The organism is Micromonospora violae, from assembly GCF_004217135.1.
Lineage (GTDB): Bacteria > Actinomycetota > Actinomycetes > Mycobacteriales > Micromonosporaceae > Micromonospora > Micromonospora violae.
In genome coordinates this window covers 4,189,372-4,215,885 of sequence record NZ_SHKK01000001.1, presented here as the reverse complement: position 1 = coordinate 4,215,885, position 26,514 = coordinate 4,189,372, and the positions used below count along the sequence as shown (strand labels likewise).

Genomic DNA, 26,514 nt, shown 5'->3' with positions numbered 1-26,514 from the left:
CGGGCTGATCGGGCCGCCCGCCGGGTGACGACAACGACAGCAGGGACGCGGTGGCGACGGAGGTCACCGCGTCCCTGACGTCGTGCGGATTCCGCCGACGCGCGGCGGGCAGACTCAGCTGATCAGAGGGCGGAAGGTGCCCAGGGCGACGCTTGTGCCCAGTGCGGCGGCGGCGAGCACGACGGCCCCGAGGATGAGGAGCGTGTCGGCGCGGGTGAAGCGCTGCCTGCGGGCGACGGTACGGGGGGTGCCGGCATCGAAGCCACGCGCGTCCATCGCCACCGCCAACCGGGTGCCTCGACGGATCGCCCCCACCAGCAGCGCGAACGCGGTGGAGGCGAAGAGCCGGAGCTTCGCCAGCGGGTTGCGTCCCGCGTCGACGCCCCGCGCACGCCGAGCCATGCTGATCATCTGCCACTCCTGACCGAGCAGCGGCACCAGCCGGAACGCGGCCAGCGCCCCGATGGCGAACCGGGCCGGCGCCTTCGCGTTCTGGATCAACGCGTCGGCTAGGTCGGTGGGGTCGGTGGTCGCGAAGACGATCACGCCGGGCAGCGCCACCGCGAAAACCCGCAGCACCAGGCCGAGCGCGGTGAGCAGCACGCCGGTGCTCACCAGCACCGGCCCCGCGTCCAGAAGGACCCGGCCGGACCGGTCGGCGGCGAACAGCACCAGGGTGACCAGGATGCCGGCGGCGCTGAGCAGCAGTGGCCAGGCCCGCCGGGCCAGTACCCGGTAGCGGATGCCGAACAGCGGCAGGACGGCCAGTTCGATGGCGATGGCGATCGCCGGGGCCACCGGGTCCAGAGTCGCCAGCAGGGTGAACGAGAAGGCGAGTGCGGCGGCCACCTTCGCCACCGGGTTGCGGCGGGCCAACGGCGCGTCCGGCGCGGCGACCGGTTCGATGCTGATCATCAGTTGTGGTCCGAGGCGGGTCGCAGGGTGACGGTACGGTCGGCGAGCGCGGCGACGAAGTCCGCGTCGTGGGTGACCGTGACCACGCCGTGCCCGGCGTCGCGCAGGTCGGCGAAGAGGTCGACCAGCTCCCGCCAGGTCCGTCGGTCCTGGCCGAAGGTGGGTTCGTCGCAGATCAGCAGGCGTGGCGCGGTGGCCAGGGCGGTCGCCACGCTCAGCCGCCGCGCCTCGCCACCGGAGAGGGTGTACGGGTTGGCAGCGGCGAGCCGGGTCAGCCGCAGCCGGTCCAGCAGCCCGGCCACGGTCTCCGTGACGGTCGCCTCGGGTTGCCCGGTGCGGCGCGGGCCGAGCGCCAGCTCGTCGAAGACCGTGCTGGTGACGAACTGGTGCTCCGGATCCTGGAAGACCGACCCGATCCGCCGGGCCAACACGGGGGCCCGCCACCGGTGCGGGGGAGTGCGGTGGTGCGCGTCGGCCAGCTCGGGGGACGCGGTGACCCGCCCGCTGCCCGGCCGCAGCAGACCGCCGAGCAGCAACGCCAGGGTGGACTTCCCGGCACCGTTCGGTCCGCGTACGGCGAGTGCCTCACCGGCGCGTACCGTCAGGTCGATGTGGCCCAGCCGGGGCGGCAGGCCGAGCCGGTCGGCGGTGAGCAGCAGCTCCCCGGGGCTGGTGGTGGCCGTCCGGCGCGCGATGGGGTGACCGGGCACCCAGACCCCCTCGGCGGCCAGGGCGGCGCCGTGGGCGGCGAAGACCGCCTCGGGGGTGCCGTCCGCGCGGACGCCGCCACCCGGTTCCAGGACGACCACCCGGTCGACCAGCGGTAGTGCCTCGGCGACCCGGTGTTCGACCAGGATCAGCGTGGTGTCGGCGTCCAGCGCGCTGGCCACCGCGTGCCGGACCAGGTCCGCCCCGGCCGGGTCGAGGTTGGCGGTCGGCTCGTCGAGCAGCAGCAGTGCGGGGCGCAGGGCCAGCGCGCCGGCCAGGGCGAGGCGTTGCTGTTCGCCGCCGGAGAGCGCCGCGGTGTGGCGGTCCCGGGGGTACGGGAAGCCGACCCGGTGCAGCGCCTCGTCCACCCGGGGCCAGATCTCGTCGGCCGGCACGCCCCGGTTCTCCAGCCCGAACGCGACGTCGTCGCCGCAGCGCGCCATGACCAGTTGGGTCTCCGGGTCCTGGAAGACCACGCCGACCCGTTCCCGCCCTTTGCGGGGGTCGAGCCCGTCGATCTCGACGGTGCCCTCCTGCTCGCCGGAGTCCTCGGGAAGTAGCCCCGCCAGCGCGCTGAGCAGGGTGCTCTTACCCGCCCCGGACGGTCCGAGCAGCAGAACCCGCTCCCCGGCCTCGATCTGCAGGTCCACCCCGCGCACCGCCCAGGCCCGTCGCCCGGCGTGCCGCCACCCGAACCCCCGCAGCAGTACCCCGCCCACGACCCCACCCCCTCCCAGCCCCGCCCTGCCCCTCTTGCCCCCCGTTGATCAAGAGGTTTGCGTCACCGGAAGCCGATTTGCTGACGCAAACCTCTTGATCAACGCCAATGAGTGGGGGTGGGTTAGATCAGGGCTCGGTTTCGGCCGGCGGGGAAGCGGTCCAGGACGCCGGTGTTGGCCAGGGCCTTGGTGAGCAGCCAGCCGCCGAAACCGGCGATCACGGTGGCGCTGACGATGGTGAGCAGCGCGTACGGAATGCGGTAGTCGGTCAGCGCGTAGTCGACGTTCCAGACGAAGAAGTCGAACAGCGCGGCGCTGAGGCCGGTCAGCGCACCGGCGAACACCGCGGTCGGCAGCCGGAACGACCGGTACCGGAAGGCGGCGAAGGCCAGCTCGGCGCCGATGCCCTGCACGATGCCCTGCGGGATCACCGTGCCGGCCCACTGGCTGCCCAGCAGCGCGGACAGGACCGCGGCCACGGTCTCGCAGTAGAGCGCGGCGCCAGGCTTACGGATGACCAGCCCACCGATCACCGCCGGCATCAGCCAGACGCCGTACAGCAGCGTCTGCGCCGGCGGGAAGAACGCGAAGGCACCCTCGGTGGCGCTCCAGACCAGGCCCCAGGCCCAGAAGATGACGCCGAAGGCGACAGCGATCACCGAGGCGACCACGATGTCGATGGTGCGCCAACGATTGGTGGTGTTGTCCATGGTTGCTCCCAGTTCTAGGAAGAGAACCAGGAGAAGACGCACGCCGCGCCCGGTGGCACCGGACTGCGGCGCGGCTGGAGGTCGACCGAACTCCCTGCGCTGGCATTACCCAGATCAGGTTCGAGGGTCTGCGGGCGTGCCCGCACTCTCAGCGCTGTGCGCTCCCCTGTCGGATATGAAGTTGTCTCGCTGACGCTAACACCGACCCTGGTCGCCAGCCCAGCTGGGCACCGCCTGACCTGCGGGAGCGGCCGTCCGGCCCGAGCCTGGGTACGCTTCCGATCATGCGGGTTGACGCGCGAGGCTTCACGTTCGACGTGACCGTCGACGGTCCACCGGACGGCGTACCCGTCCTGCTGCTGCACGGTTTCCCGCAACACAGCGGTGAGTGGGACGACGTGACGCCGAGGCTGCACCCGGGTGGGCTGCGCACGTACGCGCTGGACCAGCGCGGCTACTCGCCCGGCGCCCGACCCTCGGCGGTGGCCGACTACCGGATCCCCGAACTCGTCACCGACGTGGTGGCGGTGCTCGACGCGCTCGGGCTGGACGCCGTCCACCTGGTCGGCCACGACTGGGGCGCGGTCGTGGCCTGGGCGGTCGCCGCCCGGCAGCCCGAGCGGGTCCACACGTTGACCGCGGTGTCCGTACCGCATCCGGCAGCCATGGCACACGCCCTCGCCAGCGATGGGCAACAGAAGGCCCGCTCGTCGTACATGGCGCTGTTCCGCAAGCCGGACAAGGCGGAGAAGGTGCTGCTGGCGTGGCACGCGACGGCGCTTCGCAAGCTGCTCGGCGGGGTGGGCGACTCCTCCCGGGTGAACCGGTACGCCGACCCGATGCGCGAGCCGGGGGCGCTCACGGCCGCGCTGAACTGGTACCGGGCGATGTCCCGCGCCGACCTGGCCAACGTCGGCCCGGTCGCGGTGCCCACCACGTACGTCTGGAGTGACCGGGACGTCGCGATCGGCCGGACCGCCGCTGAGGCGTGCGCGGCGAACGTCACCGGTGACTACCGCTTCGTGCAGCTCGCCGGGGTGAGTCACTGGATCCCGGACACCGCCCCGGCCCCGCTCGCCGAGGCGATCCTGGCCCGCACCGGCGGAACGGCCCAAGCCGGCGGAACGGCCTGAGCGGTGCGGGCCAACGAGGGAGAGTCGTGGTGACGACGGGCGCCAACGGGCCGGGCAGCCGTCGCTCGATCGCCGCGCAGCTGCGCGTGCTGGGCGTACGCCCCGGCTCGACGCTGCTGGTGCACGCCGCGCTGCGTCCGTTGGGCTTCGTCAGCGGCGGTCCGCACGCGGTGGTGCTCGCCCTGCGCGACGCGCTCGGCCCGGACGGCACGATCGTCGTGCCCACCCACACACCCGACAACAGCGACCCCGCGCGGTGGAGCAACCCGCCGGTGCCGGCGGGTTGGTGGCCGCTGATCCGCGCGGAGATGCCAGGCTTCGACCCGGCGGTCACACCCAGCCGGTTCATGGGGGCGGTCGCCGAGACGGTCCGCGGCTGGCCCGGGGCGCTGCGCAGCTCCCATCCGCAGGTGTCGTTCGCCGCGCTCGGCCCCGCCGCCGAGCAGGTGGTCGCCGGGCACACCCGGGCGGACATGCTCGGCGAGGGCTCCCCGCTGGCCCGCCTCCACGACCTGGACGCCGACGTGTTGCTGCTCGGTGTGGACCACTCGGTGAGCACCTCGCTGCACCTGGCCGAGTACCGCTGCCCCGGCTCGCCCCGGGAACGGGTCGGTGCCGCTGTGCGTACCGCCGACGGTGGTCGGGAGTGGGTGTGGTGGCAGGACGTACGGCTCGACGCGGACGACTTCGCGGCGTTGGGCAGGGACCTGGAGGCCACCGGGGCGGTCCGCACCGCACCGGTCGGCACCGGGACCGGCAGGTTGATGCGCCAGCGGGCGGCGGTCGACTTCGCGGTTCGCTGGCTGGCCCGCAACCGAACGACGGAGGACGTATGACGGTGAGCGCCGAGGATTACCTGGCCGTGGTGACCGAGACGATCGGCCGGGTGGCCACCACTCAGCGGGAGGCGGTCGGGCGGGCCGCCGACCTGATCGCCGAGGCCGTCCGAGCCGACGGCGTGGTGCACGCGTTCGGCACCGGGCACTCGGAGGCCCTCGCGATGGAGATCGCCGGACGGGCGGGCGGACTGGTGCCGACCAACCGGATCGCGCTCCGCGACCTGGTGCTGCTCGGCGGCGAACCGGCCGAACGGCTCGGCCCGCTGCTGGAACGGGACCCGGCCGTCGCGCACCGCCTCTACGAGCTGGCCCCGGTGCGCCCCACCGACGTCTTCGTGCTCGCCTCGAACTCCGGGGTCAACGGCGCGATGGTGGAGTTCGCCACGCTGGTGAAGGAGCGCGGTCACGGGCTGGTGGCGATCACCTCGGCGCAGCACTCCGGCCGGATGACCTCCCGGCACCCGTCCGGGCGCAAGCTGAGCGACCTCGCCGACGTGGTGCTCGACAACGGCGCGCCGTACGGCGATGCGACGCTGCCCCTGCCCGGCGGTGGCGCGGTCGGCGCGGTCTCCTCGATCACCGCGGCGCTGCTGGCTCAGCAGGTGACCGTTGAGGTGGTGGCGCGGTTGCTGGCGGCGGGGGAGCGGCCCCCGGTCTACCTGTCGGCGAACATCCCGGACGGGGACGCGCACAACAACGAGCTGGAGGCGCGGTACGCGGGCCGCATCCGACGCGGAGCCTGACGCCGCCAGCACGATAACGGCGGATGTCGTGAACCTGTTTCGCGCCCGGCCGGGTGGGGCATTGGCGTTGCTGCCGGCGGCCGGGACCGCCGGCAGTAGCGTCTCACCGGAGGTAGCACGTGTCCAAGGAGACCGAGAAGCAGCGCTGGCAGCGCAACTTCGCTGACCTGCTGCAAGAGTTGCGGGTTGCCCAGACCGGCGTGCAGATCCTCTTCGCCTTCCTGCTCACCCTGCCGTTCAGCAACGGGTTCACCGAGACCACCGAGTTCCAGCGGGACGTCTACATCGTGGCGTTGCTCGCGGCGGCCGCCGCCACCGCGCTGATCATCTCGCCGGTGGCGTTCCACCGGGCGCTGTTCCGGCAGGGTCGCAAGCCGGAGCTGGTCCGCTTCGCGCACCGGATGGCCACCGGCGGCCTCGCCTTCATGCTGATCGCGATGGTCAGCGCGGTACTGCTGATCACCGACTTCGTGCTGGACCGGCCCATCGCGTTCGTGCTCAGCGCGCTGGCCGGCATCTGGTTCCTCGCCTTCTGGGTGGTCCTGCCGTTCGCCCGGCGTAACTGGGGTGAGGACGACATCGACGACGATGACGACGACCCGGACACGACCATCGGACGCTGACCGCGTTGATCTTCACGCAGCGCTACCCCTGGGTAACAACCGGGGGTAGCGTGGCGGTAGCCGCATCGAGCTTCGAGGGGGCAGCCGTGACCACGACGCAGAACGGCCGACCGGCACCGGACGGCCCCGACTCCGACACCACCGCGGCCGCCGGGCAGGTCTCCGAGAAGGAGGCCCGGCAGGTCGCCGAGGCCGCCCGCGAGTCCACCTGGGACCGGCCCAGCTTCGGCAAGGAGTTGTTCCTCGGCCGGCTCCGGCTCGACCTGATCGATCCGTGGCCCCGATCCGATCCGGACGACGTGGCTCGCGCGGAGGAGTTCCTTGGTCGGTTCCGCGCCTTCCTGACCTCCGAGGTGGACGGTGCCGCCATCGAACGGGACGCATCCATACCCGACTCGGTGTTCCACGGCCTGGCCGACCTCGGCGCGTTCGGCATGAAGATCGACCGGAAGTACGGCGGTCTCGGGCTGAGCAACCTGCACTACTGCCGGGCGCTCATGCTGGCCGGTTCGGTCAGCCCGGCCATCGGCGCGCTGCTCTCGGCCCACCAGTCGATCGGCGTGCCGCAGCCACTGAAGATGTTCGGCACCGCCGAGCAGAAGCAACGCTTCCTGCCCCGGCTCGCCGCCGGTGAGGTGTCCGCGTTCCTGCTCACCGAGCCGGATGTCGGCTCCGACCCGGCCCGCCTGGGCACCGTCGCCGAGCCGACCGAGGACGGCACGGGTTACCGGCTCAACGGGGTGAAGCTCTGGGCCACCAACGGCATCGTGGCCACCCTGCTGGTGGTGATGGCCCGGGTGCCGGCCAGCGAGGGGCGTCGCGGCGGGATCACCGCGTTCGTGGTGGACGGCGACAGCGCCGGCATCACCGTCGAACGGCGCAACGAGTTCATCGGCCTGCGCGGCCTGGAGAACAGCCTGACCCGGTTCCACGACGTGTTCGTCCCCGCCGAGAACGTCATCGGCGGCGAGGGCAAGGGGCTGAAGATCGCCCTGACCACGCTGAACACCGGCCGGCTCTCGCTACCGGCGATGTGCGTGGGCGCCGGCAAGTGGGCGTTGAACGTGGCCCGCGGGTGGGCCGCCGACCGGGTCCAGTGGGGACGACCGGTGGGCGAGCACGAGGCGGTCGCGCAGAAGCTCTCCTTCATCGCCGCCACCACGTACGGCATGGAGACCATGCTCGACCTCTGCTGCCTGCTCGCCGACGACGACCGCAACGACATCCGGATCGAAGCCGCGCTGGTCAAGCTGTACGCCAGCGAGATGGCCTGGAAGATCGCCGACGAGCTGATCCAGATCCGGGGCGGGCGCGGCTACGAGACGGCCGACTCGCTGGCCGCCCGGGGCGAACGCGCCGCCGCCGTCGAACAGATGATGCGCGACCTGCGCATCAACCGGATCTTCGAGGGCTCGACCGAGATCATGCACCTGCTGATCGCGCGGGAGGCGGTCGACGCCCACCTGTCGGTGGCCGGCGACATCATCGACCCGGACGCGGGGTTGGGCCGCAAGGCCCGAGCCGGCGCGCGAGCGGGCGCCTTCTACGCGAAGTGGCTGCCCACGCTCGCCGTGGGCCGGGGGCAGCGCCCCACGGCGTACGCCGAGTTCGGCCGGCTCGCCGCGCACCTGCGCCAGGTGGAGCGGTCGTCGCGCAAGCTGGCCCGGTCGACGTTCTACGCGATGTCGCGCTGGCAGGGAAAGATGGAGCGCAAGCAGGCGTTCCTCGGCCGGGTGGTGGACATCGGCGCGGAGTTGTTCGCGATGTCCGCGGTCTGCGTCCGGGCCGCCGCCGAACGGGACAGCCGCCCGGAGAACGTCGAGCTGGCCGATCTGTTCTGCCGGCAGGCACGGGTACGGGTGGATGCCCTGTTCGCCGCACTGTGGGACAACACCGACTCGGTCGACACCGCCGCCGCGAGGCGCATCCTCGCCGGCCGGTACGCGGGCCTGGAGGAGGGCGTGCTCACCCCGTCCGACGAGCTGCCCTGGGTGGCCCGCTGGTCGCCCGGCCCGTCCACCGCCGAGGACGTCCGCCGTCGCATCCCCCCGAAGCCGTGAACCGGGCCGGCGTGGGCCGCCGGCGCTCGGTCAGCGGGAGATTCCCCAGGCCAGCACGCCCGCCAGGATCAGACCATTGAGCCCGGCCAGGGCCAGGTACGCCGCGGGTGGGATCTTCTTGCCCCGACGGACGAAGGAGACCAGGACGGCGGCGTAGCCGAGCAGCAGGACGGCGATGACGACGAGGAAGTAGAACACCCGACGACTTTAGCGGCCCCGGCCGCGTAGCCCCAGTTGGCGCAGCTCCAACGCGGCCAGCGCGTCGACTGTCGCGTCGTCGCCGCGCCGCCACGCCTCGGCCACGTCCGGCGCGATCCGGGTCAGTTGGCCCAGTGGCTGGGTGGCCAGCGCGCGCAGGGCGAGCAGGTCCCGGCCGGCCGGCCCGGCGGCCAACTTCGCCGCTGAGCCGGCCCGGCGCATCCAGCGGACCCGTAGCGGGAGCCAACCGAAGAGCACCAGGCCGAGCGGGAAGATCAGCACCGCGACGGCCAGCGCGAGCGCGAGTTGGTCGACCAGGTGCTGCTGGTCGCGGCCGGCGTCGGCGAGCGATCGGGCGGCGTCGGCGGCGCGCTGGAACGGTGCGGTGAGTTCGTCGCCGACCAGCGGCACCCGGCGGACCTTCCCGCCGGCGTCGGCCAGGTTGTCGGCGAGGCCACTGCCGGCGCCCTCCAACTTCTGCCCCGGTACGGCGAGCTTCTGCACCAGGTCGTGCAGCCACAGCGCGCCCCGGATCGCCACGTACACCCAGGCGACGACGAGGAGGTCGGTGAGCAACTGACGGGCGGCGGTCGGAAACCGATCGGCATAGATTTTCACGGCGGACAGCGTGCCACGAACCGGCCAAGACCGGCACCCGCCGGATCACCGCACGAGACCGGTCAGCGGGGGCAGGTCGGGCAGGTGCCGAAGATCTCCAGGGTGTGGCTGACATCGGCGTAACCATGTTGCGCGGCGACCCGGTCGGCCCAGCTCTCCACGGCCGGGCCGGCCACCTCGACCGTTCGCCCACACGCCCGGCAGACCAGGTGATGGTGGTGCCCCTCGCTGCACCGGCGGTAGAGGTGCTCGCCGCCCGGCGGGCGCATCACGTCGATCTCACCGGCGTCGGCCAACCCCTGGAGGGTGCGGTAGACGGTGGTCAGGCCGACCCGCTCGCCGCGCTGCCGCAGCATCGCGTGCAGGTCCTGGGCGCTGTGGAAGCCCTCCATCTCGCCCAGCAGCGCGCTCACCGCCGAACGCTGCCGGGTGTTGCGCACCGCGGCGCTGCTCTCGCTCATGATCCCTCCCCGGCGTGGCTCACCGCGTCCGCCACGATGTGCGCCACGTGCTCGTCGACCAGGCTGTAGGCGATCTCCCGGCCCCGGCGGGAGCCGCGCACCACGCCCGCTCCGCGCAACACCCGCAGGTGCTGGGAGACCAGGGGTTGCGCCGCGCCGAGCTTCTCCACCAGTTCGTGTACGCACCGTTCGCCGCCGGCCAGCTCACTGACGATGGCCAGCCGGATGGGGGCGGACAGGGCGCGGAGCAACTCGCTGGCCCCATCGAACCCGTCGTAACCCGTCGCGCTGGTCATCCTGCAACGGTAACCAATACCACCGATGTCCCGCTGATCAGGCTCAACCCAGCACGACCTCGTGCGGTTCCGGTGCCGGCGCGGCGGTCGGCGTCGCCCGGCGGCGGACAACCCGCCAGACCGCACCGGCCACGGCCACCACCAGGAACGACGCGATCGCCACCAGCACCACCGAGGCGCCCGGCGCGGTGTCCGCGGTGGCCGCCACCCAGACACCCGAACCGGCGGCGAAGAGCCCGAGCGCCATCGCGGCGGCCATCGTGCTGCGGAAGCCCCGGGTGACCTGCTGGGCGGTGGCCACCGGCACCACCATCAACGCGCTGATCAGCAGCACCCCGACGGCCCGCATGGCGATGGTCACGGTGACCGCGGTGGCGACCGCGATCAGCAGGTTCAGCGTGCGGACCGGGAGACCGGAGACCCGGGCGTACTCCTCGTCGTGACTGACCGCGAAGAGCGCCGGCCGCAACGCGATCATGGTGACCAGGATCGCCGCGCCGAGCACCGCGATGGTGACCAGGTCGGCGGACGAGATGGTGGTCAACGACCCGAACAGGTAGGCGTTGAGGTTCGCGCTGGTCGCGTCGGAGAGGCCGACCAGGAGTACGCCGCCGGCGATGCCGCCGTAGAAGAGCAGGGCCAGGGCCAGGTCACCGGAGGTACGCCCACGGGCCCGGACGAGCTCGATGGCGACCGCGCCGATGGTGGCGGCGATCACCGCGACCAGCACCGGTGAGCGGTTGAGCAGCAGCCCCGCCCCGACGCCGGTCAGCGCCACGTGCCCCACCCCGTCGCCGATCAACGCCAGTCGGCGCTGCACCAGGTAGATGCCGAGCGCCGGCGCGGCCAGGCCGATCACCAGCGCGCCGATCAGGGCGCGCTGCATGTAGGGGTACTGGAAGAGTTCCATGGGTCAGTTGCTCCACAGCCCGGCGGGCTCGTCGTAGCAGTGCGGGTGCACGTGGTCGTGGTCGGGCTCCGCGTGATGGCCGGCCGGGTCCGGCACCGCGCCGTCGTGGGCGATGCGCCCCTGGTGGACGACGACAGCCCGGCTGATCACCGGCCGCAGCGGGCCCAGTTCGTGGGCGACGAGCAGCACCGTTCCGCCGTCGGCGACGAAGTCGCGCAGCGCGCCGGCGAACGCCTCCTGGCTGGCCGCGTCCACCCCGGCGGTGGGCTCGTCGAGAACCAGCAACTCCGGCTGGCCGGCCAGGGCGCGGGCGATGAGGGTGCGCTGCTGCTGGCCGCCGGAGAGCGTGGACACCGGGTCACCGGCCCGGTCGGCGAGCCCGACCGACAGCAGCGCGGCGTCGACGGCCGCCCGGTCGGCGCGACCCGGCGGACGCAGCACCCCCCGACGGGCCAGCCGGCCGGAGGCCACCACCTCGCGGACGGTGGCCGGTACGCCGCCGCCGGCGCCCAGGCGCTGCGGGACGTACCCGATGCGCGCCCACTGCCGGAAACGGCGCAACGGCCGGTCGAAGAGGGTGACCGAGCCGGCGCTGATCGGCACCAGCCCGAGCACGGAGCGGATCAGGGTGGACTTGCCGGAGCCGTTGGCGCCGAGAATCGCGACGACCTCGCCGGCGGTCACGGTGAGCGAGATGTCCCGGAGTACGGGGCGGCCGTCGTAGCCGACCACCCCGTGCTCGACGGTGATGACAGGTGAGGTCACGAGCAGCTCAAGGCCGTCTGCAGGGTCCGCAGGTTGGTGCGCATCACCGAAAGGTAGTCCGCGTCGCTGCCGGCGGCGAGCCCTTCGATCGGGTCGAGCACGGCGGTCTGCGCGCCGACCTGACCGGCGATGGTCTCGGCCACCTTCGGGCTGACCAGGGTCTCGAAGAAGATGGTGGTGGCCTGGTGCTCCTTCGCCTCCTCGATCACGTGCGCGAGGCGCTGCGGGGAGGGCTCGACGTCCGGGCTCAGCCCGGTGATGCCGACCTGGTCGAGCTTGTACCGGTCGGCGAGGTAGCCGAACGCGGCGTGGCTGGTCACGATCTCCCGCCGCTCGCAGGTGGCCAGACCGTGCGTGAACTCACCGTCCAGCGTCGTCAGGTCGACGCGCAGGGCCGCGGCCCGGGTGGTGTAGTCGGCGGCGTGCCCCGGGTCGGCCTTGCCGAGTCGCTGGGCGAGCTGGTCGCCGATGCCAGCCAACCGGGTCGGGTCGAGCCAGACGTGCGGGTCCTTGCCGCCGCTCTCCTCGGTGTGCCCCTCCTCATCCCCGTGGTCGTGCCCGCCCGCGGACGCGGCCAACAGCGGCTGCACGCTGGTCACGTCGAACGCCCGGTCGCCACCGTTCTGGGCCACGGCGTCGTCCACCGCCGGCTGGAACCCCTTGAGGTAGACGATCAGCTCCGCGTCGCTGACCGCACCGATCTGGCTCGGGCTGAGCTCCAGGTCGTGCGGCTCGGCGCCGGGCTTGGCCAGGTTGGTCACCCGGACCGCGTCGCCGCCGATCCGCTCGGCCAGGAACTGGAGGGGGTAGAAGGCAGCCACCACGTCGACTCGCTGAGGGTCGGCGCCGGCGGCACCACCGGTGGAGCAGCCGGCCCCGACGCCCAGGGTGAGGAGGGCGGTCGCGGCGGCCAGGACTCGGTACGTGGCGCGGTTGGTCATGTCGTCAACTGTCCGTGGCAACGATAATGATTGTCAAAAACGCATGATTGCATGTCAGAGGAGCTTCGCGAGGCCCACCGCCACCAGCAGGGTCACCATCACCAGTCGGATCAGCCGGGTCTGCGGCGCCTGAACCGCCCAGGTCGTCGCCAACAGGGCGATCAGCACCCCGGCGAGCGCGAGCGTCAGCAGCCCGCCGACCACCCCGGGCGTGAAGAACGCCACCAGCACCACCACCAGGGTGAGCAGGAACACCGACGTAGGGTTCGCCCCGGCCAACCGGGCGAGCAGAGGGCGCTGCGTACGCTGCATCCCACAGACTCTACGAGGAGGAACCCCCGGTGCTGGTGACCAACCGGTTCGTGGTCGACGTCGATACCGCCGACGGCTTCACCGAACGGGCGCACGCCGCCCTCACCGCGCTGGCCGCCCGGCCCGGCTACCTGCGCGGCCAACTGGTCCGGGCGCTCGACGACCCCCGGCACTGGGCACTGGTCACCGAATGGGAGTCGGTCGGCACGTACCGGCGGGCGCTCGGCGCCTTCGAGGTCAAGATCAGCGCCGTGCCGCTGCTCGCCGAGTCCGTCGACGAGCCCTCCGCCTACGAGGCACTGGCCACCGCCGCCCCCGGCGGGGCCGTGGTCGTCGCCGAGAGTGATCGGGCTGCGGGTCCTTACCGCTGAGCCGGCGGACACTACGCTGCTCCTATGACCGCACCCACCCCGCCACCCGGTCCCGGGGTGGCTCCGCCGTTCGCCGCGCCCCCCACCGAGGGCCGCCGGACCCGGCTCTGGATCGGCCTCGGCGTCGGCGCGCTCGCCGTGCTGCTCTGTTGCGGCGGGGGTGGCACCGCCGTCGTCGGCTTCGCCGTCAGTGGAGTCCAGGCGATCCGCGAGCAGGCGCGCACCGTGACCAGCGACTACTACCAGGCGCTGGTCGAGCGGAACTACGGGCGGGCGTACGACCAACTCTGCGACGACGCGCAGCGGCGGGAGTCCCGGCCGGAGTTCGAGCGGCGCGCTGCCGCCGAACCGCAGGTGACCGCGTTCCGGGTGGGCGAGGTGGACACCACCTACCTGACCGTTCCGGTCGACGTGACGCTCGCCGGCGGCGACCGGGAGCGCCAACAGGTCAGCCTCGGTCAGGACGGGCAGACCGGCGGCGTGGAGGTCTGCGAGGTCAACTGACCGGCCCCCGGTATTCTGCTGGGCTCGGGGCGGCGGTGGTCGTACCGTTGTCCCGAACCGACCGTTCCATCCACACTCGCCCCCGCCGACCGCCAGCCGGCGTAGGAGGAAACATGCCAGCCGACCGTATCGACGCCGTCGTCAGCCTCGCCAAGCGCCGAGGCTTCGTCTTCCCCTCCAGTGAGATCTACGGAGGCACCCGATCGGCGTGGGACTACGGCCCGCTCGGCGTGGAGCTCAAGGAGAACGTCCGCCGGCAGTGGTGGAAGGCCATGGTCCAGCAGCGCGACGACGTCGTCGGCCTGGACTCCGCCGTGATCCTGGCCCGCAAGGTGTGGGAGGCGTCCGGCCACATCGCCGAGTTCGTCGACCCGCTCACCGAGTGCCAGTTCTGCCACAAGCGGTTCCGCGCGGACCACCTAGAGGAGGCGTACGCCGAGAAGCACGGCAAGCCGCTGACCTCACTGGCCGAGCTGAACTGCCCCAACTGCGGCAACAAGGGCACCTTCACCGAGCCGAAGATGTTCAACGGCCTGATGAAGACCTACCTGGGCCCGGTGGAGAGCGACGAAGGGCTGCACTACCTGCGCCCGGAGACCGCGCAGGGCATCTTCGTCAACTACAAGAACGTCGAGACGGTCGCCCGCAAGAAGCCGCCGTTCGGCATCGCGCAGACCGGTAAGTCGTTCCGCAACGAGATCACCCCGGGCAACTTCATCTTCCGGACCCGCGAGTTCGAGCAGATGGAGATGGAGTTCTTCGTCGAGCCGGGCACCGACGAGCAGTGGCACGAGTACTGGCTCCAGCAGCGCTGGGACTGGTACCTCGACCTCGGCCTCTCGGCGGACAATCTGCGCCTGTACGAGCACCCCAAGGAGAAGCTGTCGCACTACTCGAAGCGGACGGTGGACATTGAGTACCGCTTCCAGTTCGGCGGCACCGAGTTCGCCGAGCTGGAGGGTGTCGCCAACCGCACCGATTTCGACCTCTCCACGCACAGCAAGCACTCCGGCGTCGACCTGTCGTACTTCGACCAGAGCAAGAGCGAGCGCTGGATGCCGTACGTCATCGAGCCGGCCGCCGGTCTGACCCGCGCGGTGCTCGCCTTCCTGCTGGAGGCGTACGACGAGGACGAGGCGCCGAACACCAAGGGTGGCGTGGACAAGCGCACCGTGATGCGGTTCGACCCGCGGCTCGCCCCGGTCAAGGTGGCGGTGCTGCCGCTGTCCCGTAACGAGGCGCTGTCGCCCAAGGCCAAGGACCTCGCCGCGCTGCTGCGCAAGCGCTGGGTGGTGGAGTTCGACGACTCGCAGGCGATCGGCCGCCGCTACCGCCGGCAGGACGAGATCGGCACCCCGTTCTGCGTCACCGTCGATTTCGACACCCTGGACGACAACGCCGTGACGGTGCGCAACCGGGACACCATGGCCCAGGAGCGCGTCTCCCTGGACCAGGTCGAGCGCTACCTGATTGAGCGTCTCCCCGGCTGCTGAGACCCTGCGCACGGGGCCTCGGCCGACGCGATGAGCGCCGGTCGGGGCCCCGTACACTTGTGCGGTGACTGCCTCGACCGTGCCGACGCTGCGCCCGCTGACCCTCGGCCAGCACCAGGTGTGGCCGCCGGTCGTGCTCGCGCCGATGGCCGGGATCACCAACGTCGGGTTCCGCCGGCTCTGCCGCGAGCAGGGCGGCGGCATCTACGTCTGCGAGATGATCACCACTCGGGCGCTGGTCGAGCGCAACCCGAAGACGCTGCGGATGATCACGTTCGGCGATGACGAGAAGCCCCGCAGCCTCCAGCTCTACGGCACCGACCCGGAGATCACCGCCGCCGCCGTGCGGATCGTCGTCGAACGTGACCTGGCCGATCACATCGACCTCAACTTCGGCTGCCCGGTCCCCAAGGTCACCCGGCGGGGTGGGGGCGCGGCGCTGCCGTGGCGGCGCCGGCTCTTCGCGCGACTGGTGCGGGCCGCGGTGGCTGCCGCGGCACCGTCCGGGGTGCCGGTCACGGTGAAGATGCGCAAGGGCATCGACGACGACCACCTGACGTACGTCGAAGCCGGGCTCGCCGCCCAGGAAGCCGGCGTGGCCGCAGTGGCCCTGCACGGGCGGACGGCCTCGCAGCGCTACTCGGGCACCGCCGACTGGGACGCGATCGCCACCCTGAAGCAGGCCCTCGACGTGCCGGTGCTCGGCAACGGCGACATCTGGGAGGCCGACGACGCCCTGCGCATGGTGGCCCACACCGGCGTCGACGGTGTGGTCATCGGGCGCGGCTGCCTGGGCCGACCGTGGCTCTTCGCCGACCTGGAGGCCGCCTTCAACGGTCGGCCCGAGCGGCGGCTGCCCACCCTCGGCGAGGTGGCGGTGACCATGCGCCGGCACGCCGAGCTGCTGGTCGACCAGTTCAGCGCCGGGGCCCGCAACCCGGCCCGAGGTGAACGCGACGGCTGCACCGACTTCCGCAAGCACGTCGCCTGGTACCTCAAGGGCTTCCCGGTCGGCGGCGAGCTGCGCCGCTCGCTCGCGATGATCGAAAGCCTGGCCCAGCTCGACGACCTGCTCGGCAAGCTCGACCCAGCCGAGCCGTTCCCGGTGACCGCCCTCGGGCAGCCGCGCGGGCGTACCAACTCGCCGGGCAAGGTCGCGTTGCCGGAGGGCTGGCTGGCCAACCGGGACGACGACACGGTCCCCGAGGGCGCCGAAATGGACGACTCCGGCGGCTGATCCCCTGGCCGGTCGGAGTTCTGCGGTGGCTGAGCCCCTGGTGGCGTGGTGGCTGAGCCCCGCGGTGGGGTAGAGCCCTGTGATGGCTTGAGCCCGTGGTGGTTGAGCCCTTGGCAGGCCGACGGGGGACGCCTCGCGACGCACCCTTGCGACCATCCCGCAGAACGCGGGCTCGACCCTCGGCGTCTTCGTTCGGCCCCTTTGAAGCTGATGTCGTGAACGAATCACCCGCGCGGCTCGTCGCTCGTCGGCCATGGCTTGATTCGTCTACGACATCAGCTCCAAAGGACCCGTGACCAGGCCGGTGATGGTGGATCCGTGGCTCGGTCAGCGAGGTGATCCTGTGGCTTGGTCAGTGGGGTGGTCCCGTGACTGGGGCGGTGAGGGTGGGTCTGTGACGGGGTCAGTGGGGTGGTCCCTTGACGTGGTCCCGTGACGTGGGCAGCGGGGTGGTCTGCCGGGGACGGTTTGGTGTGGTGGCTGGCTGGCAGGTGGCCTGGTCAGCTCGACTTGGTTCGTGACTGTGGGCCGCGTGGGCAGTGACCCGGTCATGCCGAAGGGCCGGGCCCCGTGGTGGGGTCCGGCCCTTCGTGTCGTGCGCTGTGGCGGGGTCAGCTGGTGGCGTAGCCCCGGGTGGCGATCCAGTCGGCCAGGTGGGCGACGGTGACCTCGTAGGAGGCGGTGTTGGCGTCGGCGGAGTCGGCGATCTTCACGATGTTGCCGTTGTCGCGGTAGCCGACGACGCTGATGTAGTGCCCGCCCTCGAAGGAGTGCACGCCGCCGTCGGTGTCGGTGGTGGTGCCGGCGATGTTGGCGACCACGGCCCGGCCGTCGTCCACGGTCTTGACGATGTCGGCGCGCAGCTGGTCGGTCTGCTTGGCGTCGGCGTCCGGGCTGGAGATCTCGACGCTGTGGTAGGCGTCGGCCTTACCGGTCTCCTTGTTCAGCACCGGGGTGATGTCGTTGATGGAGTTGGTGCCGGCCTCGGTGGTGCCCATCTCCTTGGCCATGGCGTCCACGCTGATCTCCTTGCCCTGCACGGACAGGGCGTTACGGGTCGCGGCGGGGCCGCAGTAGTAGAAGTTCGGCTGCGCCTCGTAGCGCACGCCCAGCTGACGCTCACCGTGACCCTTGCGGTCGGTCTGCGTCTGGGTGGTCGGCTTGGCGTCCGACGCGGCGTAGGCGGCGGTGACGGGGCCGGCGATGGCGCCTCCGGTGAACGCGAGGCCGGCGGCGGTCAGGGCGGTCTTACGAATCAGATCGGTACGCATGATGGCGTGCTCCTCTGCATCGGGGGAACCGCACGGCACTCGACGGGGGTGCGTGGCCGTGCGGGGGAAGCTCAGGTGCCCGGCGACCCGCAGGGGGCCGGCGTCGGGACGGGGTGTAACGGTTCGCGGTGGCGGCTCATTCCGCCTACCCGTCGGCCCGTGGTGGCTTCCCGGGCCGCGCGGGGGGTTGGCCGTTGTGGTGCTCGGCCGTGTCAGGGGTGTAACCGGGGCGGCCGGTCGGGTGTTCCCGGGCCGGCGGCCTGGCCGGTGGTTCCCGGCGGTGGCCGCGCCCCACGACCCGATGGTCGCGGTGGCGTGCCAGGTATAACGACCCGGCCCAGCCGGCGATTCCGCCGTCGAGGTGGCCCCGACCACCCGACACACCCGCCCAAACAAGACAACCCGCCCGCCTGGCAGGCCCGGCACCACGGCCACGGCGGCGTGATCGGCTCAGGTTCCTGAAAACCGCGGTGTCCCGGTGCCCGGGATGCCCCGACTTCATGAAAGCCGAGTGGATCACGCCGGTCTGCGCCGTTTGGGCACCGGGACCGGGCGACGCGGGGCGCAGTGCCGGGTGGAGTGGCCTGGCCCGGATCGGAGCGCCGGCCCGGATCGGAGCGCCGGCCCGGATCGGAGCGCCGGGGCGGACCGATCCGAGCCGGAGCGCCGGGGCGGACCGATCCGAGCCGGAGCGCCGGGGCGGACCGATCCGAGTCGGAGTCGGAGGTCAGGGGGTCGCGGTGTCGGTTTGTGGGGCGTTGCGCTGTGCCGGGATGGCCGGTGCGGTCGACCAGGGGACCTCGGGTGCGCGGTGGAAGGTGATCCCTGCTGTCGTCCAGCGCGGGCCCTGGCCGGCCAGGCGGTCGCGGAAGCCGGCCCAGTCATGGGTCGAGCGGGGTGACCAGCCGAGTTCGGCGATGGCCGGGAGGCGGGGCAGGAGCAGCAGTTCGATGTCGGCCAGCGAGGTGACCGATTCGGTCCAGAGCGGGGCTTCCACACCGAGAACCGCCTCGGTGGGTACGCCAGCCACGTGCGTGCCCGGATCCCAGTCGTACGCCTTGTGCACGTCGATGAGGCCCGCCCAGTCGTGCCCGATCGGGGTGTCCGGGGCGTACTTCATGTCCAGGTAGGCGTGGTTTCCGGGGGAGACGATCAGCTGGGCGCCTCGGCGTACGGCGTCGGCGGTGGTGGGGTCTTCGCCGTTCGTGCCCCACCATTGCAGGACCCGTCCGTCGAGGTGGGCGGCCGGCGCGAGCTGGTGCCAGCCGACGACGGTCTTGCCGAGGTCGGCCACGATGCGCTGGACCCGCTCGACGAACCCGGTGTAGACCTCGCCCTTCACCTTGAACGCCTCGTCGCCGCCGATGTGCAGCCAGGGGCCGGGGGTGAGTGCGGCCACCTCACCCAACACGTCGGCGATGAAGTCGTACGTGCGCTCGTCGGCCGGGTCGACGTAGCTGAAGCCGACCTCGGTGCCCGTGTACGGCGGCGGTGCGACCTTGTCTGGTGCCAGCTCGGGGTAGGCGACCAGCGCCGAGTTGGTGTGCCCCGGGAGGTCGATCTCCGGGACGACGGTGATGTGGCGGGCGGCCGCGTAGGAGACGATCCGGGTGTAGTCGGCCTTCGTGTAGTGCCCGCCGGGGCCGCCGCCGACCTCGGTCGTCGCGCCGACGGTGGTCAGCTTCGGCCAGGAGTCGACGGCGATCCGCCAACCCTGGTCGTCGGTGAGGTGCAGGTGCAGGTGGTTGAGCTTGTAGCGGGCCAGGTGGTCGACCACCCGTAGCACGTCCTCGACGGCGAAGAAGTGCCGCGCGACGTCGAGCATCGCGCCCCGGTAGGGGAACCGGGGTGCGTCGGTGATCGTCCCGCCGGGCAGTGCCCAGCGTTCGGTGACCGGGTGCGGGCTCTCGATCGCCGCTGGGAAGAGTTGACGCAGCGTCTGTGCGCCGTAGAAGAGGCCGGCGGCGGTGGTGGCGGTGACGCGTACCCCGGCGGTGGTGATGTCGAGTCGGTAACCCTCCGCGCCGAGGTCGACGGTCTCGTCCAGGACCAGCGCGATGCCGCCGGCGGGCTCCGGCGCGGTGGCGTCGGTGACCGGCAGGGGGTATCCGGTGGCCGGGCGCAGGAGTTGGGCGAGCTGCTCGGCGACCGCCAGCGCGGCGGGCTCGGCGCTGGCCACGATGACCGCTTCGGCGGGGAGCGTCCAGCCTTCGGTCGGGTCCGGCTGGACCTGCTGCGGGGCGGGCACGACGTCGGCCAGCCGGTGTGGGGCGGACGGGGCGAGCAACGCGCTCGCGGTCTGTTCGGCCGTGCGGGCCAGGGTTGCCGCGTCCGGTTCCGCCGCCGACAGCGGGGCGGGAACGGCGGTCGGACCGGGGGAGGGGGTGGTCGGCACGGCGGCGACTCCGGGGGGTGTATTCGCGTCGGTTATGGCAAAAGTGAGGTTCACCGGCTGGCGTGCCGTCAAGCGTACGACGCTCAGCCGGGATGCGTGATGGTGCGCGTGGAAGCGTTCCCAAAAACCGGTACGAACACGGATAGTCGTGATGGCTGTGCCAATTGTCACCGAACGGTCCCAGGTCACTCGATGTTCGCTTAACCTTCGCCCACCGATCGGCGGCGACCCCGGGATTACCGGCGGTCCGTCCCGGGGAAGAAGAAACTGAACCTTCGTTAAGTGTCTATCCGGCGCGTGTGTTGTGGAGGCTCTGGTGGCAGCGCAAGAGACCGTCGATCACAAGTACGTCTACGACTTCTCCGAAGGCAACAAGGACCTCAAGGACCTGCTCGGCGGCAAGGGGGCAAACCTCGCGGAGATGACCAACCTGGGCCTGCCCGTCCCACCCGGCTTCACCATCACCACCGAGGCGTGCCAGGCGTACCTCGCGACGGGACGGGAGCCGGACGGGCTCGCCGGTCAGATCGAGGAGCACCTGGAATCGCTGGAACGTGCGATGGGCAAACGCCTCGGCGACCCGCAGGACCCACTGCTGGTCTCCGTCCGCTCCGGTGCCAAGTTCTCCATGCCCGGCATGATGGAGACCGTCCTCAACGTCGGCCTCAACGACCAGAGCGTGGTCGGGCTCTCCGCCCAGGCCGGACAGAACGACCGGTTCGCCTGGGACTCCTACCGACGGCTCATCCAGATGTTCGGCAAGACCGTCTGCGAGGTGCCGGGCGAGGAGTTCGAGCACGCGCTCGACGACGTCAAACACGCCAAGGGCACACACAACGACCTGGATCTGGACGCCGACGACCTGCGTGGGCTGGTCGACGCGTACAAGAAGATCTTCTTGAAGCACACCGGTCGGGAGTTCCCGCAGCAGCCACGCGAACAGCTTGACCTGGCCATCCGGGCGGTCTTCGAGTCGTGGAACGCCGAGCGCGCGGTGCTCTACCGCCGCCAGGAGCGGATCCCGGCCGACCTCGGCACCGCGGTCAACGTGGTGACCATGGTCTTCGGCAACCTCGGGCCCGACTCCGGCACCGGGGTCGCGTTCACCCGCGACCCGGGCAGCGGCGCGCAGGGCATCTACGGTGACTACCTGGCCAACGCCCAGGGCGAGGACGTGGTCGCCGGCATCCGCAACACCGTGCCCTTGCAGGAGTTGGAGCAGCTCGACAAGTCCTCCTACGACGAACTGCTCGGCATCATGGCCCGGCTGGAGGAGCACTACAAGGACCTCTGCGACATCGAGTTCACCATCGAGCGCGGCAAGCTGTGGATGTTGCAGACCCGGGTCGGCAAGCGCACCGCCGCCGCCGCGTTCGTCATCGCCGGGCAGCTCGTCGACGAGGGGCTGATCGACCTGGACGAGGCGCTGCACCGGGTCAACGGCGCGCAGTTGGCCCAGCTGATGTTCCCCCGCTTCCAGCTCGACCACGAGTTCCAGCCGGTCGCGAAGGGCATCGGCGCATCGCCGGGTGCGGCGTCCGGCAAAGTCGTCTTCACCTCCGCCCGGGCCGTCGAGCTGGCCGCCGAGGGCGAGTCGGTGATCCTGGTCCGTCGGGAGACCAACCCCGACGACCTGAACGGCATGATCGCCGCGAAGGGCATCCTCACCTCGCGCGGCGGCAAGACCAGCCACGCCGCGGTGGTGGCCCGGGGGATGGGCAAGACCTGCGTCTCCGGCGCCGACGAGATCGACGTGAACGTGCCGGAGAAGCGGTTCACCGTCGCCGGGCAGACCGTCAACGAGGGCGACGTGGTGTCGATCGACGGCACCACCGGCAAGGTCTACCTCGGCGAGGTGCCGGTGATGCCTTCCGAGGTCGTGCAGTACTTCGAGGGCAGCCTCGACCCCGAGCACGTCGACAATGCGCTGGTCCGGGCCGTACACCGGATCATGACGCACGCTGACGGCAAGCGGCGGCTCGCGGTCCGCACGAACGCCGACACCGGCGCGGACGCCGCCCGGGCCCGGCGCTTCGGCGCCGAGGGCATCGGGCTGTGCCGCACCGAGCACATGTTCCTCGGCGACCGGCGGGAGTTGGTCGAGCGGCTGATCCTGGCGCGCGCCGCGGACGAGCGGGAGGCGGCGCTGGAGGCGCTGCTGCCGTTGCAGCGGGCCGACTTCGTGGAGATCTTCCGGGAGATGGACGGGCTGCCGGTCACTGTCCGGCTCATCGACCCGCCGCTGCACGAGTTCCTGCCGCCGTTGGAGCAGCTCGCCGTCAACGTGGCGGTCGCCCAGGAACGCGGCGAGGACGTGGCCAAGGAGGAGGCGCTGCTCGCCGCCGTCCGGCGGATGCACGAGGAGAACCCGATGCTCGGGCTGCGCGGTGTCCGCCTCGGCCTGGTCATCCCCGGCTTGTTCGCGATGCAGGTGCGCGCGATCGCCGAGGCGGCTGTCGCGGTTGTCCGCGAGGGCGGCACGGCCTGCCCGGAGATCATGGTGCCGCTGGTCGGGGCGGTGCAGGAGTTGGAGACGGTCCGTGCCGAGGCCGAGAAGATCATTGCCGAGGTGGTCGGGGACAGCGGCGTGGAGGTGCTGATCGGCACCATGATCGAGGTGCCCCGGGCGGCGTTGACCGCCGGGCAGATCGCCGAGGCCGCCGAGTTCTTCTCCTTCGGCACCAACGACCTGACCCAGATGGGCTGGGGCTTCTCCCGCGACGACGTCGAGGGCGCGTTCTTCTGGCGGTACCTGGAGTTGGGCATCTTCGGCATCTCGCCGTTCGAGTCGATCGACCGCGACGGCGTCGGCCGGCTCGTGCGGATCGCCGCCGAGGAGGGCCGGGCCGCCCGGCCCGGGTTGAAGCTCGGCATCTGCGGTGAGCACGGCGGCGACCCGGATTCGGTGCACTTCTTCCACGAGGTCGGCCTGGACTACGTGTCCTGCTCGCCGTTCCGGGTGCCGGTGGCGCGGCTGGAGGCCGGTCGGGCGGTCGTGGAGAGCGGCGGGTCGGACAGCCGCTGACGCACGTCGGCGGCGGTCGGTCGTTCGGCCGCCGCCGGCCTTCAGATCGGCGGACGACGCCAGGTGGGTCGGGACGAGCGGCGCAGCTGCGCCGGCAGGGTCGCCATCGGGGTACGCGTGGCGAGCGGGGCGTGTGCGTCCGGCACGGAGGCCGCGCCGATGCCGCCGCCACGGACGTCCAGGTACGACCCCGCACGCCGGGCCACCGCGCGGGCATCCTCGTGCAGCGCCTCCAAGTCACCCACTGCCGACACGGTGACGAGGGTCAACAGGGCGCTGCGCCCGGCCGGGTAGGTCACCACGCAGCCGGTGGTGGTGCACACGACCGACTCCCGGAACTCACCCTGCCGGACGGTGTCGGCGACCCGGTGACCGAGCCCGAAGCTCGCGGCGGCGAGCGCGGCGAGGTGGGTGGCGTCGGTGCTGGGCAGGTCACTGGAGATGAGCAGCCCGTCGGTGCCGGCCAGCACCGTCCCGGCGATGTCGGGTCGGCGCTGACGCAGCCCGCGTAGCTCCGTTCCCATCACCGTGTCTGCGTCCACGAGCGTTACCCCTCACCGGTCGGCTCTGCGTGTCAGTCGGCTGGTCACGTTCCGCACTGGGAACGCTACCGGCGGCCACTTCGGGCCGCGAGCCCGTAACCCTCGGCGATCGGTTGGCAACTGGGGGCCGATCGGTGGTTGTGTGCCCCTCGTCGATGCGTCGTGGGCCGGTCGGGCAGTGCTGGCGGGCGTAATCTTGGCTCGCTCGCACACGGCGGATTGGGCGCCGCGTCGAACGGGAAGAGGTGACTGCATGACCAGCGTCTGGGAGAGCCTGACTGTCGACGCCCGCGATCCAGCCCGACTGGCCCGTTGGTGGGCCGAGGCGCTCGGCTATCAGGTCGTCACCGAGACCCCGAGCGGCGTGGAGATCCGCCAGTCTCCGGGCCAGGTGCCCGCCCTGTTCTTCGGCCCGGTGGCCGAGGGCAAGGAGCGCAAGAACCGGCTGCACCTCGACCTGCGCCCCGCCGACCAGGAAGCCGAGGTCGAGCGCCTGGTCGACATGGGCGCACGGCACGTCGACATCGGTCAGGGTGACGTCGAGTGGACGGTGCTGGCCGACCCGGAGGGCAACGAGTTCTGCGTGTTACATGCTCGGCAGGAGTGACGCGGCGGACGCGCGGTTGGTCGAGGAGCCGCCCAAGGACACCGGGCACCGCCGGTCGCCGTACGAGCGCGACCGGGCCCGGGTGCTGCACTCGGCGGCGTTTCGTCGGCTGGCGACCAAGACTCAGGTGCACACCGCCGGCACTGACGACTTCCTGCGTACGCGGCTGACGCATTCGCTGGAGGTGGCTCAGATCGCCCGGGAGATGGGTGCCCGGCTGGGCTGCGACCCGGATGTGGTGGACGTGGCGGGGCTCGCGCACGACCTCGGGCACCCGCCGTTCGGGCACAACGGTGAGGCCGCGCTTGACCTGCTCGCCACGCCGTGCGGCGGTTTCGAGGGCAACGCGCAGACCCTGCGGGTGTTGACCCGTCTGGAGGCGAAGGTGCTCGCCCCGGACGGTTCGTCGGCGGGGCTGAACCTGACCCGGGCGTCGTTGGACGCGATCGGCAAATATCCGTGGCCGCGTCGGCCGGGGGAGCGCAAGTTCGGGGTGTACGCCGACGACCTGGCCGTCTTCGACTGGATCCGGGCCGGCGCGCCCGGTGACCGGCGTTGCCTGGAGGCCCAGGTGATGGACTGGGCCGACGATGTCGCGTACTCGGTGCACGACGTGGAGGACGGGATTCACGGCGGGTACGTCACGTTGCACCCGCTGCTGACCGACGCCGACGAGCGGGCCGCGCTCTGCGCCGACGTGGCCGGCGCCTACTCCGGGGAGTCGGCGGAGGACCTGGCCGAGGTGCTTGTCGATCTGCTGGCCGGTCCGCTGCTCGCCCCGTTGGTCGGGTATGACGGCAGTCACCGGGCGCAGGTCGCGTTGAAGGCCACCACCAGCGGGGTGACCGGGTTGTTCGTGTCGGCGGCGGTGGCTGCCACGGAGGAGCGCTTCGGTCCGGGCCCGCACCGCCGCTACGGCGCTGACCTGGTGGTGCCTCGACTGGTCCGGGCGCAGTGCGCCCTGCTCAAGGGCATCGCGCTGCGGTACGTGATGCGTCGCACCGGTTTCCGGGGCCGTTACGAGCGGCAGCGGACGATGCTGGCCGAAGTGGTTGCCGCGCTGGTCCGGCGTGCGCCGGACGGGCTCGACCCGATCTTCGCCCCGCTGTGGCGGGCCGCCCCGGACGACGCGGCCAAACTGCGGGTGGTGATCGATCAGGTGGCTTCGCTCACCGACTCGGCGGCGGTGACCTGGCACACCCGGCTGGTCGGCGGGGGTGCACCGCCGGTCGCGCACGCGTCAGCTTAGGTTAGCCTAACTGATATGACGGAACGTCCCAGGAACGTCACCTCGGCCCAGGTGCTGCGCACCGAGCGGCCCACCCCGCACCTGATCCGGCTCGTCCTCGGTGGGGACGAACTGGTCGGCCTGCCGGTGGGCGAGTTCACCGACCACTACATCAAGGTGGTGTTCCCGCAGCCGGGTGTCGCGTACCCGCAGCCGTTGGACCTCGCCGCGATCCGCCGGGACCTGCCCCGGCAGCAGTGGCCTCGGCTGCGCGCGTACACGGTGCGGCGCTGGGATCCGCTGGCCGGGGAGCTGACCGTCGACGTCGTGTACCACGGTGACGAGGGGTTGGCCGGCCCGTGGGCTGCCGCGCTGGGCCCCGGCGATCCGGTGCACTTCGTCGGCCCGGGTGGCGCGTACGCCCCGAGCCCGGACGCGGACTGGCACCTGCTGGTCGGTGACGAGAGCGCGCTGCCGGCGATCGCCGCCGCGTGCGAGCGCCTGCCCGTGGGCGCCCCGGCCCACGTCTTCGTGGAGATCGCCGACCCGGCTGAGCAGCAGCCGCTGCTCAGCCCCGGGAAGGTCGAGCTGACCTGGTTGCATCGCGGCGAACGCCCGGTGGGCGAGGCGCTGGTCGAAGCGGTGCGGGCGTTGGAGTTCCCGGCGGGCCAGGTGCACGCGTTCGTGCACGGCGAGGCCGCCTGCGTCCGGGAGTTGCGCCGGTTGCTGCGCGGTGAGCGGGGGGTACCCCTCGACCGGCTCTCCATCTCCGGCTACTGGCGGCGCGGCATGGACGACGAGGGCTGGCGCTCCACCAAGGCCGACTGGAACCAGCAGGTGGCGGCCGAGGAGGTCGCCGTCCCGGAGCCGGCCGCGGCGGCCTGAGCGGC

At 71.8% G+C, this 26,514-nt stretch carries 27 protein-coding genes and 1 riboswitch; of the genes, 13 read left to right on the top strand and 14 right to left on the bottom strand.

The genetic code is table 11. The annotated features are described in order from the left end of the window. Positions 1-114 precede the first annotated feature (114 nt). The 3 genes from EV382_RS18570 to EV382_RS18560 form a co-directional block, all read right to left on the bottom strand. Complete coding sequence (locus tag EV382_RS18570; RefSeq protein ID WP_130403632.1) at positions 115-915, bottom strand: energy-coupling factor transporter transmembrane component T family protein; 801 nt, start codon at positions 913-915, stop codon at positions 115-117. Beyond that, entirely contained in the window at positions 915-2,342 is a 1,428-nt protein-coding gene (locus EV382_RS18565) for an ABC transporter ATP-binding protein (RefSeq protein ID WP_130403630.1), read from the bottom strand. The genes EV382_RS18570 and EV382_RS18565 overlap by 1 nt, the downstream gene beginning before the upstream one ends. A gap of 122 nt (positions 2,343-2,464) precedes the next feature. Beyond that, positions 2,465-3,052 carry an ECF transporter S component gene (locus EV382_RS18560; RefSeq protein WP_130403628.1) on the bottom strand — a complete coding sequence of 196 codons (588 nt, stop codon included), beginning with the start codon at positions 3,050-3,052 and terminating at the stop codon, positions 2,465-2,467. A 73-nt stretch (positions 3,053-3,125) separates the two neighbouring features. Then, a riboswitch (TPP riboswitch) is annotated at positions 3,126-3,230 on the bottom strand. A 106-nt stretch (positions 3,231-3,336) separates the two neighbouring features. On the opposite strand from EV382_RS18560, the gene EV382_RS18555 reads away from it, so the two are divergent. The 5 genes from EV382_RS18555 (at position 3,337) to EV382_RS18535 (ending at position 8,450) form a co-directional block, all read left to right on the top strand. Further along, a complete protein-coding gene (locus EV382_RS18555; RefSeq protein WP_130403626.1) occupies positions 3,337-4,185 on the top strand; it encodes an alpha/beta fold hydrolase in 849 nt (282 codons plus the stop codon). Positions 4,186-4,214: 29 nt separating this feature from the next. After that, positions 4,215-5,021, top strand: coding sequence for an AAC(3) family N-acetyltransferase (locus tag EV382_RS18550; RefSeq protein ID WP_130403624.1), 807 nt, complete (start codon positions 4,215-4,217; stop codon positions 5,019-5,021). Next, complete coding sequence (locus EV382_RS18545; RefSeq protein WP_130403622.1) at positions 5,018-5,767, top strand: sugar isomerase domain-containing protein; 750 nt, start codon at positions 5,018-5,020, stop codon at positions 5,765-5,767. The genes EV382_RS18550 and EV382_RS18545 overlap by 4 nt, the downstream gene beginning before the upstream one ends. Before the next feature lie 119 nt (positions 5,768-5,886). After that, positions 5,887-6,390, top strand: coding sequence for a DUF6328 family protein (locus EV382_RS18540; protein ID WP_130403620.1), 504 nt, complete (start codon positions 5,887-5,889; stop codon positions 6,388-6,390). Positions 6,391-6,476: 86 nt separating this feature from the next. Next, positions 6,477-8,450, top strand: coding sequence for an acyl-CoA dehydrogenase family protein (locus EV382_RS18535; protein WP_130403618.1), 1,974 nt, complete (start codon positions 6,477-6,479; stop codon positions 8,448-8,450). 30 nt (positions 8,451-8,480) lie between these two features. Here EV382_RS18535 and EV382_RS32830 read toward each other — a convergent pair whose 3' ends face one another. The 8 genes from EV382_RS32830 to EV382_RS18500 form a co-directional block, all read right to left on the bottom strand. Further along, a complete protein-coding gene (locus EV382_RS32830; protein WP_165435826.1) occupies positions 8,481-8,648 on the bottom strand; it encodes a hypothetical protein in 168 nt (55 codons plus the stop codon). A 9-nt stretch (positions 8,649-8,657) separates the two neighbouring features. Continuing rightward, positions 8,658-9,266, bottom strand: coding sequence for a hypothetical protein (locus EV382_RS18530; protein ID WP_130403616.1), 609 nt, complete (start codon positions 9,264-9,266; stop codon positions 8,658-8,660). Between the two features lie 62 nt (positions 9,267-9,328). Further along, the gene (locus tag EV382_RS18525; RefSeq protein ID WP_130403614.1) at positions 9,329-9,727 is read right to left on the bottom strand and encodes a Fur family transcriptional regulator; all 399 of its coding nucleotides are present in this window, start codon (positions 9,725-9,727) and stop codon (positions 9,329-9,331) included. After that, on the bottom strand, positions 9,724-10,023 hold the full coding sequence (locus EV382_RS18520) for an ArsR/SmtB family transcription factor (RefSeq protein WP_030338189.1): 300 nt from the start codon (positions 10,021-10,023) through the stop codon (positions 9,724-9,726). Before EV382_RS18520 ends, EV382_RS18525 begins: the two co-directional genes overlap by 4 nt. Before the next feature lie 43 nt (positions 10,024-10,066). Then, on the bottom strand, positions 10,067-10,933 hold the full coding sequence (locus EV382_RS18515) for a metal ABC transporter permease (protein ID WP_130403612.1): 867 nt from the start codon (positions 10,931-10,933) through the stop codon (positions 10,067-10,069). 3 nt (positions 10,934-10,936) lie between these two features. Further along, positions 10,937-11,698 carry a metal ABC transporter ATP-binding protein gene (locus tag EV382_RS18510; protein ID WP_130403610.1) on the bottom strand — a complete coding sequence of 254 codons (762 nt, stop codon included), beginning with the start codon at positions 11,696-11,698 and terminating at the stop codon, positions 10,937-10,939. Beyond that, on the bottom strand, positions 11,695-12,639 hold the full coding sequence (locus EV382_RS18505; RefSeq protein ID WP_130403608.1) for a metal ABC transporter substrate-binding protein: 945 nt from the start codon (positions 12,637-12,639) through the stop codon (positions 11,695-11,697). The genes EV382_RS18510 and EV382_RS18505 overlap by 4 nt, the downstream gene beginning before the upstream one ends. A gap of 54 nt (positions 12,640-12,693) precedes the next feature. Then, positions 12,694-12,951 carry a hypothetical protein gene (locus EV382_RS18500; protein ID WP_130403606.1) on the bottom strand — a complete coding sequence of 86 codons (258 nt, stop codon included), beginning with the start codon at positions 12,949-12,951 and terminating at the stop codon, positions 12,694-12,696. A gap of 29 nt (positions 12,952-12,980) precedes the next feature. Here EV382_RS18500 and EV382_RS18495 point away from each other — a divergent pair, with 29 nt between their 5' ends. The 4 genes from EV382_RS18495 (at position 12,981) to dusB (ending at position 16,556) form a co-directional block, all read left to right on the top strand. Further along, positions 12,981-13,322: an antibiotic biosynthesis monooxygenase family protein gene (locus EV382_RS18495; protein WP_130403604.1), complete on the top strand. Its 342-nt coding sequence runs from the start codon at positions 12,981-12,983 to the stop codon at positions 13,320-13,322. A gap of 24 nt (positions 13,323-13,346) precedes the next feature. Then, positions 13,347-13,826, top strand: coding sequence for a hypothetical protein (locus EV382_RS18490; protein ID WP_130403602.1), 480 nt, complete (start codon positions 13,347-13,349; stop codon positions 13,824-13,826). A 113-nt stretch (positions 13,827-13,939) separates the two neighbouring features. Further along, positions 13,940-15,319: a glycine--tRNA ligase gene (locus EV382_RS18485; RefSeq protein ID WP_130403600.1), complete on the top strand. Its 1,380-nt coding sequence runs from the start codon at positions 13,940-13,942 to the stop codon at positions 15,317-15,319. Positions 15,320-15,383: 64 nt separating this feature from the next. Next, a complete protein-coding gene (gene dusB, locus EV382_RS18480; protein ID WP_130403598.1) occupies positions 15,384-16,556 on the top strand; it encodes a tRNA dihydrouridine synthase DusB in 1,173 nt (390 codons plus the stop codon). Positions 16,557-17,167: 611 nt separating this feature from the next. On the opposite strand, the gene EV382_RS18475 is transcribed toward dusB, so the two are convergent. Together EV382_RS18475 and EV382_RS18470 are read right to left on the bottom strand one after the other, a co-directional pair. Continuing rightward, positions 17,168-17,827, bottom strand: a complete 660-nt coding sequence (locus EV382_RS18475) for a C39 family peptidase (RefSeq protein ID WP_130403595.1) — start codon at positions 17,825-17,827, stop codon at positions 17,168-17,170. 727 nt (positions 17,828-18,554) lie between these two features. Next, on the bottom strand, positions 18,555-20,222 hold the full coding sequence (locus tag EV382_RS18470) for a beta-N-acetylhexosaminidase (RefSeq protein WP_244236750.1): 1,668 nt from the start codon (positions 20,220-20,222) through the stop codon (positions 18,555-18,557). 316 nt (positions 20,223-20,538) lie between these two features. Here EV382_RS18470 and ppdK point away from each other — a divergent pair, with 316 nt between their 5' ends. Beyond that, positions 20,539-23,247: a pyruvate, phosphate dikinase gene (ppdK, locus tag EV382_RS18465; RefSeq protein ID WP_130403591.1), complete on the top strand. Its 2,709-nt coding sequence runs from the start codon at positions 20,539-20,541 to the stop codon at positions 23,245-23,247. A 41-nt stretch (positions 23,248-23,288) separates the two neighbouring features. On the opposite strand, the gene EV382_RS18460 is transcribed toward ppdK, so the two are convergent. Then, positions 23,289-23,789 (bottom strand): roadblock/LC7 domain-containing protein, encoded by a 501-nt coding sequence (locus EV382_RS18460; RefSeq protein WP_130403589.1) that lies wholly within the window; start codon positions 23,787-23,789, stop codon positions 23,289-23,291. 253 nt (positions 23,790-24,042) lie between these two features. Here EV382_RS18460 and EV382_RS18455 point away from each other — a divergent pair, with 253 nt between their 5' ends. Genes EV382_RS18455 through EV382_RS18445 form a run of 3 tightly spaced genes read left to right on the top strand, consistent with a single transcriptional unit; the run spans position 24,043 to position 26,509 of the window. Then, positions 24,043-24,396: a VOC family protein gene (locus EV382_RS18455; RefSeq protein ID WP_130403587.1), complete on the top strand. Its 354-nt coding sequence runs from the start codon at positions 24,043-24,045 to the stop codon at positions 24,394-24,396. Further along, the gene (locus EV382_RS18450) at positions 24,380-25,645 is read left to right on the top strand and encodes a deoxyguanosinetriphosphate triphosphohydrolase (protein WP_130403585.1); all 1,266 of its coding nucleotides are present in this window, start codon (positions 24,380-24,382) and stop codon (positions 25,643-25,645) included. The genes EV382_RS18455 and EV382_RS18450 overlap by 17 nt, the downstream gene beginning before the upstream one ends. A gap of 15 nt (positions 25,646-25,660) precedes the next feature. Then, the gene (locus EV382_RS18445; protein ID WP_130403583.1) at positions 25,661-26,509 is read left to right on the top strand and encodes a siderophore-interacting protein; all 849 of its coding nucleotides are present in this window, start codon (positions 25,661-25,663) and stop codon (positions 26,507-26,509) included. The last annotated feature ends 5 nt before the right edge of the window (positions 26,510-26,514 follow it).

Bases quoted from the DNA above. Each gene is read 5' to 3' on its own strand.
- EV382_RS18475 (WP_130403595.1), bottom strand. From the start codon at position 17,827: ATGCGTACCGATCTGATTCGTAAGACCGCCCTGACCGCCGCCGGCCTC.
- EV382_RS18545 (WP_130403622.1), top strand. From the start codon at position 5,018: ATGACGGTGAGCGCCGAGGATTACCTGGCCGTGGTGACCGAGACGATC.
- EV382_RS18445 (WP_130403583.1), top strand. From the start codon at position 25,661: ATGACGGAACGTCCCAGGAACGTCACCTCGGCCCAGGTGCTGCGCACC.
- EV382_RS18505 (WP_130403608.1), bottom strand. From the start codon at position 12,639: ATGACCAACCGCGCCACGTACCGAGTCCTGGCCGCCGCGACCGCCCTC.
- EV382_RS18560 (WP_130403628.1), bottom strand. From the start codon at position 3,052: ATGGACAACACCACCAATCGTTGGCGCACCATCGACATCGTGGTCGCC.
- EV382_RS18455 (WP_130403587.1), top strand. From the start codon at position 24,043: ATGACCAGCGTCTGGGAGAGCCTGACTGTCGACGCCCGCGATCCAGCC.
- EV382_RS18520 (WP_030338189.1), bottom strand. From the start codon at position 10,023: ATGACCAGCGCGACGGGTTACGACGGGTTCGATGGGGCCAGCGAGTTG.
- EV382_RS18485 (WP_130403600.1), top strand. From the start codon at position 13,940: ATGCCAGCCGACCGTATCGACGCCGTCGTCAGCCTCGCCAAGCGCCGA.
- EV382_RS18490 (WP_130403602.1), top strand. From the start codon at position 13,347: ATGACCGCACCCACCCCGCCACCCGGTCCCGGGGTGGCTCCGCCGTTC.
- EV382_RS18500 (WP_130403606.1), bottom strand. From the start codon at position 12,951: ATGCAGCGTACGCAGCGCCCTCTGCTCGCCCGGTTGGCCGGGGCGAAC.
- EV382_RS18450 (WP_130403585.1), top strand. From the start codon at position 24,380: ATGCTCGGCAGGAGTGACGCGGCGGACGCGCGGTTGGTCGAGGAGCCG.
- EV382_RS18525 (WP_130403614.1), bottom strand. From the start codon at position 9,727: ATGAGCGAGAGCAGCGCCGCGGTGCGCAACACCCGGCAGCGTTCGGCG.
- EV382_RS18515 (WP_130403612.1), bottom strand. From the start codon at position 10,933: ATGGAACTCTTCCAGTACCCCTACATGCAGCGCGCCCTGATCGGCGCG.
- EV382_RS18555 (WP_130403626.1), top strand. From the start codon at position 3,337: ATGCGGGTTGACGCGCGAGGCTTCACGTTCGACGTGACCGTCGACGGT.
- EV382_RS18570 (WP_130403632.1), bottom strand. From the start codon at position 915: ATGATCAGCATCGAACCGGTCGCCGCGCCGGACGCGCCGTTGGCCCGC.